This window comes from Bdellovibrio sp. HCB-162 (assembly GCF_047344985.1).
Classification (GTDB): domain Bacteria; phylum Bdellovibrionota; class Bdellovibrionia; order Bdellovibrionales; family Bdellovibrionaceae; genus Bdellovibrio.
This window is the reverse complement of the sequence record NZ_CP178861.1, coordinates 1,602,325-1,615,379: the sequence shown is the minus strand read 5'-3', so window position 1 is coordinate 1,615,379 and position 13,055 is coordinate 1,602,325. Positions and strand designations below refer to the sequence as shown.

14 protein-coding genes are annotated in these 13,055 nt (G+C 42.3%); 6 read left to right on the top strand and 8 right to left on the bottom strand.

Translation table 11 applies throughout. The features are described 5' to 3' along the window. Nucleotides 1–2 precede the first annotated feature (2 nt). A complete protein-coding gene (cysK, locus tag ACLSSO_RS07890; RefSeq protein WP_413944601.1) occupies nt 3–992 on the bottom strand; it encodes a cysteine synthase A in 990 nt (329 codons plus the stop codon). A 108-nt stretch (nt 993–1,100) separates the two neighbouring features. Here cysK and ACLSSO_RS07885 point away from each other — a divergent pair, with 108 nt between their 5' ends. Further along, nucleotides 1,101–1,523 carry a PPC domain-containing DNA-binding protein gene (locus ACLSSO_RS07885; RefSeq protein ID WP_413944600.1) on the top strand — a complete coding sequence of 141 codons (423 nt, stop codon included), beginning with the start codon at nt 1,101–1,103 and terminating at the stop codon, nt 1,521–1,523. A 122-nt stretch (nt 1,524–1,645) separates the two neighbouring features. Here ACLSSO_RS07885 and ACLSSO_RS07880 read toward each other — a convergent pair whose 3' ends face one another. From ACLSSO_RS07880 to ACLSSO_RS07870, 3 genes are all read right to left on the bottom strand, one after another. Further along, on the bottom strand, nt 1,646–2,005 hold the full coding sequence (locus ACLSSO_RS07880) for a helix-turn-helix domain-containing protein (RefSeq protein WP_413944599.1): 360 nt from the start codon (nt 2,003–2,005) through the stop codon (nt 1,646–1,648). 71 nt (nt 2,006–2,076) lie between these two features. Next, a complete protein-coding gene (locus tag ACLSSO_RS07875) occupies nt 2,077–2,433 on the bottom strand; it encodes a hypothetical protein (RefSeq protein ID WP_413944598.1) in 357 nt (118 codons plus the stop codon). Continuing rightward, entirely contained in the window at nt 2,430–2,729 is a 300-nt protein-coding gene (locus ACLSSO_RS07870; protein ID WP_413944597.1) for a type II toxin-antitoxin system Phd/YefM family antitoxin, read from the bottom strand. Before ACLSSO_RS07870 ends, ACLSSO_RS07875 begins: the two co-directional genes overlap by 4 nt. A 270-nt stretch (nt 2,730–2,999) precedes the next feature. Here ACLSSO_RS07870 and ACLSSO_RS07865 point away from each other — a divergent pair, with 270 nt between their 5' ends. Beyond that, nucleotides 3,000–3,464, top strand: coding sequence for a hypothetical protein (locus tag ACLSSO_RS07865; protein WP_413944596.1), 465 nt, complete (start codon nt 3,000–3,002; stop codon nt 3,462–3,464). A 12-nt stretch (nt 3,465–3,476) separates the two neighbouring features. Here the strand turns inward: ACLSSO_RS07865 and ACLSSO_RS07860 are convergent, their stop codons facing one another. Continuing rightward, on the bottom strand, nt 3,477–3,722 hold the full coding sequence (locus ACLSSO_RS07860; protein WP_413944595.1) for a CopG family transcriptional regulator: 246 nt from the start codon (nt 3,720–3,722) through the stop codon (nt 3,477–3,479). Beyond that, nucleotides 3,691–3,999: a BrnT family toxin gene (locus ACLSSO_RS07855; protein WP_413944594.1), complete on the bottom strand. Its 309-nt coding sequence runs from the start codon at nt 3,997–3,999 to the stop codon at nt 3,691–3,693. Before ACLSSO_RS07855 ends, ACLSSO_RS07860 begins: the two co-directional genes overlap by 32 nt. Nucleotides 4,000–4,342: 343 nt before the next feature. On the opposite strand from ACLSSO_RS07855, the gene ACLSSO_RS07850 reads away from it, so the two are divergent. After that, the gene (locus ACLSSO_RS07850) at nt 4,343–5,653 is read left to right on the top strand and encodes a hypothetical protein (RefSeq protein WP_413944593.1); all 1,311 of its coding nucleotides are present in this window, start codon (nt 4,343–4,345) and stop codon (nt 5,651–5,653) included. On the opposite strand, the gene ACLSSO_RS07845 is transcribed toward ACLSSO_RS07850, so the two are convergent. Then, on the bottom strand, nt 5,643–6,590 hold the full coding sequence (locus ACLSSO_RS07845; RefSeq protein ID WP_413944592.1) for a glycosyltransferase family 2 protein: 948 nt from the start codon (nt 6,588–6,590) through the stop codon (nt 5,643–5,645). The genes ACLSSO_RS07850 and ACLSSO_RS07845 overlap by 11 nt on opposite strands. Nucleotides 6,591–6,666: 76 nt before the next feature. Between ACLSSO_RS07845 and rfbF the strand changes: the two genes are divergently transcribed. The 3 genes from rfbF to ACLSSO_RS07830 are packed head-to-tail and all read left to right on the top strand — an operon-like array spanning nt 6,667 to nt 9,409. Next, the gene (rfbF, locus tag ACLSSO_RS07840) at nt 6,667–7,443 is read left to right on the top strand and encodes a glucose-1-phosphate cytidylyltransferase (protein WP_413944591.1); all 777 of its coding nucleotides are present in this window, start codon (nt 6,667–6,669) and stop codon (nt 7,441–7,443) included. Next, nucleotides 7,434–8,510 (top strand): CDP-glucose 4,6-dehydratase, encoded by a 1,077-nt coding sequence (gene rfbG / locus ACLSSO_RS07835; RefSeq protein WP_413944815.1) that lies wholly within the window; start codon nt 7,434–7,436, stop codon nt 8,508–8,510. Before rfbF ends, rfbG begins: the two co-directional genes overlap by 10 nt. Next, on the top strand, nt 8,507–9,409 hold the full coding sequence (locus ACLSSO_RS07830) for an NAD-dependent epimerase/dehydratase family protein (protein ID WP_413944590.1): 903 nt from the start codon (nt 8,507–8,509) through the stop codon (nt 9,407–9,409). Before rfbG ends, ACLSSO_RS07830 begins: the two co-directional genes overlap by 4 nt. A gap of 30 nt (nt 9,410–9,439) precedes the next feature. Here ACLSSO_RS07830 and metH read toward each other — a convergent pair whose 3' ends face one another. After that, nucleotides 9,440–13,033 carry a methionine synthase gene (metH, locus tag ACLSSO_RS07825; protein ID WP_413944589.1) on the bottom strand — a complete coding sequence of 1,198 codons (3,594 nt, stop codon included), beginning with the start codon at nt 13,031–13,033 and terminating at the stop codon, nt 9,440–9,442. Between the last annotated feature and the right edge of the window lie 22 nt (nt 13,034–13,055).

Sequence of the window (13,055 nt, the reverse complement as noted above, 5' to 3'; positions counted from 1 at the left end):
ACTTACTTCACCTTGCTTAAATAGGTTTCATCCACTGTGGCTACTTGCAAACCTTGCGCTTCTTGGCGCTCTTGTTCTGCGAGCAGCGTTGAAAGATAACGTTCAGTTGTACTTGGAATAATCACCACGATCCACTTGCCGCGATTTTCTTCACGTGAGGCTTGTCTTAGGCCTGCAGTGATTGCGGCTCCCGAAGAAATTCCTACAGGAATGCCTTCGGTTTTTATCACTTCACGGGCCATCTTCATCGACTCTTCGGAAGAAACTTGCTCTACCCCATCAACAACGGAGCGATCCATCACACTTGGAATAAATCCCGCACCGAGGCCTTGGATTTTGTGGGGACCTGGTTTTCCTCCCGAGAGCACAGGGCTTTCTGTTGGCTCTACTGCAATCATTTTTACGCTTGGTTTTTTCGCTTTTAAAAATTGTCCAACACCTGTGATGGTTCCTGAAGTACCTACGCCACTAATGACCATGTCCACTTTGCCATCAGTGTCGTTCCAAATTTCCATTGCTGTGGTTTCTTTATGAATTGCTGGATTAGCAGCATTATCGAACTGCCCTGCCATCCATGCGTTCGGAGTTTTATCCATCAGCTCCATGGCTTTTGCGATAGCCCCCTTCATTCCAAGAGGCCCTGGAGTTAGAATGATTTTTGCTCCCAACATTAAGAGCAAAGTTCTGCGCTCTTGCGACATTGTCTCTGGCATTGTCAGAGTGATTTGATAACCTTTTGCTGCGGCCACGAATGCTAGCGCGATCCCCGTGTTGCCACTCGTAGGTTCGATGATTTGCATTCCGGGTTTTAGTTTGCCTGTGCGCTCAGCGTCTTCGATCATCGCAAGTCCGATACGGTCTTTGACGGAAGCTAAGGGATTAAAAAATTCAAGCTTAAGAAGTAACTTTCCTGGCAGCCCCTTCCCGATTCTTTGCATTTCAACCAAGGGGGTTTGACCAATCGTCTTCGTGATATCAGAATATACTTTCATAAATGTGCCCATTCTGGTGAGAGGTGGCCGTTCATCTATGATACTCCTCTCCGTCAGAGGAGCAAAGCAAACTGTGTTCGATTTCTGTCAATAAAAAGGGGTTTTCTTATGGCGACTCAACCTTATACTAGCTCTGTGACAAGCCACTGTTTCCGTTTGAGACCGGGACAAGACCTCAAAAAAGAGCTCCTTTATTATTGCCAATTGCATCACCTCCACGCGGCCTGCGTTGTCAGTTCCGTTGGGAGCCTAACAAAGGCCCACATTCGCCTGTCGGGAGGCAAAGACGTTGTTGAATTTCAAGGACCGTTTGAGATTGTTTCTTTAACTGGCACCGTAGGCACCGGCGGTGTGCATTTGCATATCTCTGTTGCGAACTTTGAGGGTGCGGTGATCGGTGGTCACTTGATGGATGGGTCTGAGATTCACACAACGGCTGAGATTATGTTGTTGGAGAATCAGGATTTGACGTTCACCCGTGAGCAGGATGGGCATACGGGGTATAAAGAGTTGGTTATTAAGCAGAGATGAATGGCTTCCACTCTTTGAGCCAATCATTTTTAAACAAATCTTTTGGGTCGCATTTGTAAAAAGATTTTCTGTCTTTTAAGTTTGAGAATTTATTTTTTGCTTTGGGAGTTTTCTTTTTCATTTTAACCGACTTTATGGAAAACATTTTCCAAAATGGGCTCATTTGGAAATTTACCAAAAATACCATCAAGGGTATCAAAGCTAATATTGTGCTCAGCTCTTTCCAAGCTTTTATATGTACTCTCTGAAATATTAAGATCAGCAGCAAAATCCTTTTGAGACTTTCCTTCTCTCTCGCGGATAAAGTAAAGACAAATTGCCAACTTTTGTTTGCTGTTCAAATTCAAGTCCGTCAAAATATATTTAAGATTCCTAGATGCATTTTCAATTTCATAGCCAATAATTTTAGTTTTATCAGCCTTCGCAACAAATTTAAAAACGTCACTGTGTCCAGTACGAGTTTGCGTATTAGGAACGTTCATCTCGAAGTGCACATACATAAGATCATTTTCTGCCAAGTACTTAAGATAAACTACATGATACGCGAGTTCTTTTAAACATCAGACATTGCTTGCCCGTAGCGTAGCTCTTTAGGTCTTTCATTATCGTGTATTGCGATCAAAGAAACCTCACGAGCATCGTGATTAACAACCCATCTAATCGAATAACGACCATCATAAACAGGCTTTCCACGAACAGCAGACGTCGCCTTAATCGTGCCCTGCTCGGGGAAAAGAGTAAGATCTTTGATCAAATCCCTAACTTCCTTTTCAAACTGTTCAGCTTTTTCAATTGCGAATTCCACGTCATTACCAGCTTCAACATTCGAGTCGATAATGTACTCACCAACGACAGCAAAATCTTCTCGAAAAGATTCAGTTAGAACTTCAGTATAGGGAGGAATTTTCACCCCGCAGCCACCTTTTTATGCTTAGCTCTGGCTGCTGCCTTTGCTTTACTCATTGTAGTAGAAAGTGAATTTCCGACATCAGCTCCACGAACAACACGGCCTTCTGCAACTGCTAGCAAACCCTTATGAACACCACGCAGTTCGACTAACTCAAGCATTAGGCGCTCATAAGCTTCAGCATTTAAAATCACCACTGATTTTCCACCTGGGCGATTTACTTTCACAACTTCAGTATCAGCCATATCAAGCCATTCTTTCAAATTAGCTCTAAATTCAGTTCCACCAGTAGACTCCATAAGACCTCCTAATGAAAAAGTACAAAAAATGTACATTTTTGTCAACGTCAAACAGGCGCCATGGATACCCAGAAGAAAACATTCATATGTATATATGTAAATTATGTGTAAATCAAGTGATTTATCACATTGAAGTTTGCTGGAAATTCCAACTTTAATCTTGTGTATTTTGACTAAGCTTTCGACAACAGAACTCGGTTTGAAACATGCCAACAAGAAAATCTGGCATCCATGATAGCTCTTGGCATAATCAAACAGCGGAGGAACTTCATGACGAAGCTTTTCTTGATATTCATTTTGTTACTTTCTCTTCTTGGAATTCAACACGCTCATGCTGAGGCCGCCTTGGGGGCTGTCATCGGTGATCCCACGGGGATCTCTGGAAGACTGGGCATGGATGGCCAGCACTCGCTAGAAGGTGCTCTTGCTTACTCGACGGGGCACTACGAAGGCTTGCATGTGCATGCGACTTATCTTTGGGATCGGGCGCGCTCCTTTGCGACTACGGAAGGACCTATCGAGTTATATTACGGGCTTGGTGTTCGCTTGATTAGCATTAACGGCGGTAAGCACGATGGTGAGATTGCTTTGGGGCCTCGTGCTCCCCTAGGGCTTCTTTATAATTTTCATAATCCCAATGTTGAGATTTTTGGTGAGGTGTCTTTGGCGATGGATTTAGTGCCAAAGACGGATGTTGATTTGGATGTGGGGATTGGGGTTCGGGTGAGGTTTTAACAAACAAAAATCTCACGCACTATATTTTTTCGCATATTGCTTTAGCACCTGACGCATTAAACGTTGGTATTTGTTTCCTGTTTTATCAGCCTGTTCTTTAAAAAAATCGAGAGTGGATCCTTCTATTTCAATTGTGATCTTAACTCGATCATCAGTGGCAAAAAGTACCTCTGGAGGAGGCAAAAAATCATCTACGCGAGTCACTTTTCCCACAGGCATTTCACTTTCAAGTTTTCTTTTTGCTGATTTCTTTTTCATAATACTTTTTCCATTTTCTCCAGCATCCAGCTGCATAGATTCTTATTCTTTTATGGTGAACTCGAAACCTTACCGTCAATACATCGCCATTTACCTTACCAATGCAGAAGTATCTAGATTCAAACTGACTATGCAATTCATCAAAAATAAAAATTCTATTCGGGTCTTTAAAAACAAATCTTGCGGTCGAAAAATCTACGCCATGCTTTCGTACATTGGCCTCTTCTTTTTCCTCACCCCACTCAAAAGACCCTCGAACAATAATAGTTTTTAACATATATCCATACTTTTATACATATAATTATGTGGAGGCATAAATAACGTTCAAAACATAGACTACTTTGCCCTAGAGATTAGATAGTCCTCGCTTAGGGAGCTTTCCGAAGGTCGGAACCCTGACAACCCGCATCGCTACTGATGTAAGACACACCAAAGAACTGGAATATTTTTCGCCAGAACTCTAAACTACTTCGTGTATGTTCAATAAAAAATCTGGCATCGTGGCCCTTTGTTTTTGCATCTCGATCTTAATTTTCATCGCAAGTCTATGGGATAGAACCATCCACATTGATGATGTGTGGCTTGGCGAGTACTCGTTCTGGTTGAACAAATTAGGTTATGTGAAATCTGAAGCCATGCGGGGCTTCTATACTGCCGAAAAGCAACTGTTCGTCTATCACAAGTTCTTTCATATACAGGGAGCCTGGCTCATTCATTGGTTTGGCTTTAAGCCTTATGCTTTAAAAGCATTAAGCCTCATCTACATTATTGCAAGCCTTCCCCTTTTAACGGTTATCTATAAAAAAGGTTCCGAATCTAAAAAGTACGTTCTACTTTTGTTTGCATTGTTTTTATCTTTCTTCCACACCATGAATCTCGGGTTTGTATTCCGTCCCGAAACTCATCTGGTATTCTGGGGGCTGTTAAGTTACCTGCTTCTGGATACCTACTTTGAATCACAAAAGAAATGGCTTCTTGCAGCTTCTGCATTTGTTTCCGGAATTGGAATTGCAACTCATCTCAACGGAGTTGTATTCACGGGCGCCGCCGTTCTACTATTGTGGATTAACCGCAAATGGTGGGCCGGATTTTTTTACGGCGTCATTGCCACTTGGGGTCTCCTTTTCTTCTTTACTTATGACGTAAGGTCTTTTGACGATCTTCACCAACTTTACCTCCAACTTACAAACTGGAGAGATGTTGCTACGGGGAAATATGGTTGGGAATCTCTTTTAAGAGTGTTTTCTGAAACTTCCCGCTACTTCCACAGCCCTCCTGAAATGATCTATTCACTTATGCTGTTGTTGCTTTTGATACCAGCTAGAAAGTATCTTATTCAGTCACATAAAAGAGTTTTGTACTATACAGGCTTGCTCTCGCTTTGCGTAGCCCAAGTTACTCACGGCAATAATACAAACTATCTGATGTACGCTTTGCCATTTTTATTATTGCTGGCCGTTTGGTCATTCGAAAAACTCTTAACAGAAAAACGATCCACCTTGGCGTGGACAGCCGTTGCTATTTTCTTAGTTGGCTCGTGGGGATATGACACTTCAAAGTTCTGGGGAAAAGATATAGAAATTGCCCATGCGGATTTTGCGGAACTTGAAAACGTTGCGCAATTACTTCCAGCAAATTCTAATGTTCTTTCACCGCATGACCTAATATTTCCAGGAGTCGAAAAATTTAGAATTCAGTCCTTCATAAACTATCGCGACAACGTAGAAAAACAACTGCTTCCCCAAACTGCAGAAGCTCTTTTCGCTGAAGCACAAAAATTCGACATCGAGTATGTCGTGGTGAACGAAAGCAATAAAGAATTCTTCAATATCATTGAAAAAAACTATGGCCCCTACAAATTATTGCCTGAGCCATCGCTGAAAAAACACTGGATCTACAAAAGAATGCAGCCCCAACAGACTAAAAATTGATTCGACGATCTTCGACAACCAAAGGACCTTTTCTGACTTGGTTGTGAATAGACGCGACATACTCTCCGACCAAAGCGATAAAAAAGAGCTGGATTCCACTCAACAGGAACAGCCCAATCATTAAACTCGCCATACCGGGATTTACGTGCGAGCGACCATTAACAAAGAATAAAACTACCAAGAAGGCGGCATATCCAAGACTCAACAATGACATTAAAAAACCAAAGATAAGACCTACACGAATAGGTACTGTCGTTGAAGACACAATTCCATTCAAGGCTAGATCAAAGAGCAAACCTAAGCGTCCCTTGGCCTCCCCTTTTTCACGCGCCTTCATAAAATACTTAACACCAATTGATTTAAAACCACACTGAGCAATCAAACCACGTAAGTAAGGCTCATAGTCGTCAAAGAGCTTTAGCGCTTCAACAACCTTGCGATCGATAAGTTGAAATTCTCCCGCATCTAAAGGAATTTTGGCTTTAGAAAAACGATTCACAAATTTGTAGTAGAGCTTTCTGGCATTCTCGATAAGAAACGACTCGTCCCTTTTGTCACGTTGACCATAAACTACCTTGTAGCCCTTTTCCCAATATTCAATAAAAGTTGGAATTAACTCCGGTGGATCCTGTAAATCCGCTGGCATCATTGGAATAACCGCATCTCCGCCGGAGCTGATAACTCCGTTAAACATGGACCTTAGGAAACCAAAATTATTTGCGTTAACAATCACTTTCACACGACTGTCTTGTGCCGCAATTCTCTCTAATTCCTCGACAGTTTTGTCCACTGATGCGTTGTCGCAGAAAATATGCTCATAGTCATAATCCTTCAATTTCGTCTCAAAAAGACTTTTGATCGCTTCATAGCAATCCTGAACGTTTTCTTCTTCATTGAAGCAAGGAGTAACAACGCTAATTAGTTTTCTGTTTGACATGCTAAAAGACCCAACTATAGATTTTCAGTGCGAAACTTATAAAAGTTTATTTAGTTCTAACAGAGAAAAGAGCGACATGAAAGCAGTTATTTTAGCGGGCGGCCTCGGAACACGTCTTAGCGAAGAAACCTCTCTTCGCCCTAAACCTATGGTGGAAATAGGTGGAAGACCTATTCTTTGGCATATTATGAAAATGTACTCTCATCATGGCATTAATGATTTTATCATTTGCCTTGGCTACAAGGGTTACATGATCAAGGATTTCTTTCTGAATTACAGCGCACACATGAGCGATCTCACTGTCGACCTTTCGACAAATGAAGCTTCTTTTCACAACAACAGAAGTGAGCCTTGGAAAGTCACGCTTGTTGATACGGGTGAAAATACGATGACCGGTGGAAGATTGAGAAGACTCCGCGAGCATCTAAAAAACGAAGAAAATTTTTGCATGACTTACGGTGATGGTGTTTGCGACGTCAACATCACAGAGTTGATTGAAGCCCACAAGAAGCACGGAAAAATGGCGACTCTAACAGCGGTTCAGCCAGCGGAACGCTATGGGGTTCTCGAATTTGATGACCACAATAGAATTTCATCATTCAAAGAAAAACCTGCGAACACTCACACGTACATCAACGGCGGATTCTTTGTTCTCTCCAACAAAGTTCTTGAACACATTGCTGGTGATTCAATCATGTGGGAAAGAGAACCTTTAGAGACAATTGCCCGCAGTGAAAACCTCTACGCTTATAAGCATTCAGGTTTCTGGCAGTGTATGGATACCCTTCGCGATAAAATGTTGCTTGAAGAACTTATTAAAACTGGAAAAGCGCCTTGGATAAAATGGACTTAAGATCGTTCTATAAAGGAAAAAAAGTTCTCGTTACTGGACATACAGGATTTAAAGGCTCTTGGCTTAGTTGGCTGCTTTTGGATCTAGGGGCAAAAGTTGTTGGTTACTCAAAAGCACCTATCGACTATCGTGGAAACCATTTTAATTTGACGAAACTTTCAAATGAAATGGCTTCTTATGAAGGAAATACTCTTGATTTTGAGAAGTTTCAAAACGTCATAAAATCTGAAAAACCAGAAATCGTTCTTCACCTAGCGGCGCAACCGATCGTCAATGTCTCTTACGAAGATCCTGTTGAAACATTTCAATCCAATGCCATGGGAACCATACACCTTTTAGAAATCATGCGAAAAACAGATTTCGTCAAAACGGGTGTTTTTATCACTAGTGATAAATGCTACGAAAATCAGGAATGGTTGTGGCCTTACAGAGAAACTGAGACCTTAGGCGGCCATGATCCCTACTCTGCAAGCAAGGCCATGGCTGAAATTGCGATTTCTGCCTATTATCGTTCTTACTTCAAAAAAACAGGTGCAGGAGTTGCTTCAGCACGCGCTGGAAATGTTATTGGAGGAGGCGATTTTGCAAAAGATCGTATCATTCCTGATATTGTCCAAGCAATGGATGAAAAACGTCCGGTAATTCTCCGTAATCCTCAAGCAGTGCGTCCTTGGCAACACGTCTTAGATGTTGCTCGTGGTTATTTAACTCTTGGAATGCACTGCCATCTGGATCCTTCGAAGCATTCGACTCCTTATAACCTCGCTCCACAGGGAGTTTTGAACAAACACAATGTCCTCTATATAACGAAAAAATTTATTGAAGTTCTTGGGCACGGAGAATTTCAAATTGATCCGGCCTCTGGAAAATTTCATGAAGCGAATCTTTTGCGACTTGATCCAAGCAAAGCCATGGAATTTTTAGGCTGGACTCCGACATTTTCTCCAGATGAAACTGTCTCTTTTACAGCCGCTTGGTATGGCGAGTTTTTAAGAAGCAAAGAAAATTTAAAAGCCGTGACCCTAAGACAGATTCAGGAATATTTGAAATTGAGCGAGGGTAAATGAAAGTTTTTGTAACAGGAGCTACTGGAGGCATCGGTCCTTTTGTAGTTCAAGAATTATTAGCACAAAATCTTCAAGTCGCCTGCCTCGCTAGAGACCCTAGCAAACTCAAACAAGATGTGATTGCAATTCAAGGCGATCTTCTTGAGATTGTAAAAATCGAAGAAGCCTTTGCCAATTTTAAACCGGATACAATTGTGCATTTAGGGTGGATCGGTGTTGATAAAACAGAAAAAGGAAACGATTCACAAATCGTAAATTTGCAAGCAGCCGTAGACCTTCTCAATCTTGCGCAAAAGTATTCAGTTAAAAATTTTATTGGAATGGGATCTGAAGCTGAGTACGGAATTCACAACAAGAAAATTGACGAAACTGCGAGCACTCTTCCAGTTACCAAGTATGCCATTACGAAGCTTGCAACCGGCCTTTTATGCGAGAAAATCTGCAAAGATCACGGAATTAACTTTGCTTGGTTAAGATTGTTTTCTTCGTATGGACCGGGAGACCGTCCTGGTTCTTTAATGTCTATACTTATTAAGACATTGTTGAAAAAAGAACCGATGAAGCTATCTGAGTGCATTCAAGTTTGGGATTACGTGCATACGAAGGATATTGGACGTCTTATTGCCATGATGGCTCCCCAGGTGAAAGAATCTGGTTTTTATAATTTAGGTGGCGGACAAGCGCAGCCTATTAAGAACGTTGTTTTGAAAATCGCAAGCTTGATTGATCCCCAAGCTCAACTGCAGTTCGGTGCGATTCCGTACGGTGTAAATCAAAATATGCATTTAGAGGCTGATATTTCGAAGCTTAAGAGAGTTTTTGGGTGGGAGCCGGTTGTGCGGCTTGGTGAAGGATTACTAGAAACGATTGAGCATCAACGAAAGGCCTGCACCACATAAATATCTAGTGGGCAGGCTTTTTTACTATCTCTATATTGCAAAATACTTTGCACCAGGATGCATGAAATAATATCCCGAGACGCTCGATGGAGGGGTCATCGCGAAATTCTCCGTCAGGCGCACACAAGTTCTTTCATCGGCTCCAAGCAACTTCCACATCTTTTTCTTTTCACTATGATCAGGACAAGCTGGATATCCCGGAGCAGGACGAATACCCCGATACTTTTCAGCAATCAGATCTTCATTAGACAAATCCTCTTGAATTCCGAAGAGCTCCCGAACTTTTTTATGAGTGTATTCTGCCAGCGCTTCCGCTATACGATCACCAATGGCTTTCACAAGAATCGAAGAATAATCGTCATTATCCTTTTCAAACTCTTTGGCAATTTCGTCGATCTGCTCGCCTGCTGTTACAACAAACATACCGATATGATCGCGTCTCTCGACCTCAACTGGCGCTACAAAATCAGCAAGGCAATAGTAGGTATCATTGTTCGCAACCTTCTTGCGAGTTTGCCTATCAAAACGAAGTTTTTCTATAACGGTGCCGGATTCATTAAAGACCATGACCTCATCTTCCTGGGATTTTGCCTCAAAAATTCCCACTAAAGATTGCGGACGAACACGGTTTTCTTTAATAATTTTTCCGAGCATTTCCTGCGCATCACGATAAAGTTTTGCTGCTTCTTCTCCATATTTTTCAGATTTCAATATATTCGGAAAAGTTCCCTTAAGTTCCCAGGCCCAAAAGAATGGACTCCAATCAATGTACTCTGCGACATCTTGAATAGTGACAGGAATATCAAACACACCAGTTTTAGACGGAGTTGCAATGTCCACGCTATCCCAATCACATTTGAACTTCTTACTTCTTGCTTCACTCAAGCTCAAAGATTCAGATTCATTGAGAGACTTAATATAGCTCTCTCTCATCTCGTGATTTTTCTTCTTCACATCATGCGCGTAAGCTTCTTTTGAGTTTGGACTTAATAATTTATTGCAGGCCTCTACGACTAAGGAAGCGTCGGCAACGTGAGCAACCACTCCTTCATAGTGTGGATCAAGCTTAACTGCTGTATGAACTTTACTGGTGGTCGCTCCACCGATAAGAACAGGAATCTTAAGGCCTGCTCGCTGAAACTCTCCTAAATTGAAAATCATTTCATCTAAAGACGGCGTAATAAGACCACTCAATCCCACCATATCAGCGTTGTGCTCTTCGATTGATTTCATAATATTTTGGACGGGAGTCATAACCCCCAAATCAACCACTTTGTATCCATTGCAAGCCAATACGACAGAGACGATATTTTTACCAATATCATGAACGTCACCCTTGACCGTTGCTATGACAAAAGTTCCCTGACTTTGCAGACTTGTTTTTGCTTTCTTTTCTTCCTCCATAAAAGGTTCAAGATAAGCAACAGCTTTTTTCATAACACGGGCACTTTTGACCACCTGAGGTAAAAACATTTTTCCGGAGCCAAAGAGCTCTCCGACAACTTTCATTCCCTCCATTAGCGGGCCTTCGATAACATTCAAAGGACGACCTAAGGTTTGTCGCGCTTCTTCCGCATCTTCAACAATATGCGTGTCAATTCCCTTAACCAGGGCGTGAGTGACTCTCTCCTGTAAAGAAAGCTTACGCCAATCTTCAGCTCCTTGATTTTTTGCCTGTGCTTTTTCTTCTTTATATTGTTCCGCTGCACGAAGAAGTTCTTCTGAAGCTTTGCTTGATTTATTTAATACAACATCTTCAACAAGCGTTCGCAAATGCGGATCAACCTGCTCGTAAACTTCCAGCATCCCGGCATTGACAATTCCCATATCAAGGCCCGACTTCACGGCGTGATAAAGGAAGACGGCATGCATTGCTTCGCGAACCTTGTTGTTGCCCCGAAAACTAAAACTCAAATTCGATACGCCCCCGGACGTATAAACTCCAGGGCATTTTTGTTTGATTTCGGATACAGCCTCAATAAAATCTACGGCATAGTTATTGTGTTCTTCCATGCCCGTCGCGACGGTTAAAATATTGGCGTCGAAAATAATATCGCAAGGGTCAAAGTCTAATTTTTCAGTGAGAAGTTTGTAGGCGCGTTCGCAAATACGGACCTTATCTTCGCGGGAGACCGCCTGACCCTTTTCATCAAAGGCCATGACAACAACAGCAGCTCCGTATCTTTGCAGAAGACGAGCTTGACGTAAAAACTCTTCTTCTCCTTCTTTTAAGGAGATCGAGTTTACGATAGGTTTGCCCTGCAAACATTTTAGTCCCGCCTCAAGGACTTCCCATTTTGAAGAGTCCACCATCACTGGAACCTTAGCGACGTCAGGCTCTGCCGCTAATAGATTCAGGAAACGCGTCATCGCCTGAGGACCGTCGATCATTCCCTCATCGAAGTTAATGTCGATAACATTGGCGCCATTTTCAACCTGGCTTCGTGCAACACTCACGGCTTCTTCAAAGCGATCTTCTTTGATGAGCTTTGCGAATTTTGGAGAGCCCGTGACGTTCGTTCTTTCCCCGACCATCACAAAATTGCGCACCTGATCCCAAGAGAGGTTGTAGGGCTCAAGACCGCTCAATTTCATTCCTTGATTTTTATTCAACGGCTTTGCATGTGGTTTTCTATTCTTCAGAACCTCTGATATCGTTTTTATGTGTGCCGGGGTTGTCCCACAACAGCCACCCAAAATATTAACAACGCCTTCGTCTGCCATCAAGCCAAGCTGATAAGCCAAGGATTCTGGAGTTTCATCGTAACCCGTAGGACTGAGCGGATTCGGAAGACCGGCATTTGGATAACAAGAAACAAAGCAATCAGAGACTCGCGCCAGCTCTCGAATATAGGGATGCATTTCTTTGGCACCTAGCGCACAGTTGATCCCAACGCTTAATGGTTTTGAGTGACGAACGGAGTTCCAAAATGCTTCGACGGTTTGACCGGAAAGAGTTCTGCCCGACAAATCAGTAATTGTGACCGACAACATCAGAGGAAGTTTTTCACCACGCTCTTCCTCCACCTCAGAGATAGCAAACAGAGCAGCCTTAAGATTAAGAGTATCAAAGGTCGTTTCCGGAAGCAGAATATCTGCTCCGCCGTCAAGAAGTCCCTGCACTTGCTCTTTATAAGCTTTCTTCAATTCATCATAAGTGACTGCACGATAACCCGGGTTATTAACATCAGGACTTAACGACGCTGTTTTATTAGTTGGTCCAATGGCACCAGCCACAAAACATCGCTTGCCCGTTTCGTTTTCAAAATCAAGGCAGGCTTTCTTCGCAAGCTTTGCAGCTTCCACATTGAGTTCATATGCCAAATGCGATAACTCATAATCGGCCTGAGCAATGGTTGTTCCATTGAACGTGTTTGTTTCGATGATATCAGCACCAGATTCAAGGTACTGCTTATGAATAGAGTAAATAACTTCGGGTTTCGTTAACACGAGAAGATCGTTATTCCCTTTAAGATCCTTTGTGTGATTCTTAAAGCGTTCGCCTCTGTAGTCAGCCTCATTCAACTTATAAAGTTGAACCATCGTCCCCATGGCACCATCCAAGAAAAGTAATTTCTCTTGAAGAGTGTGCTCTAATTCAATAAGCAAAGCCGACTTTTTCATATGATCTCTTTTTCTATTTTAA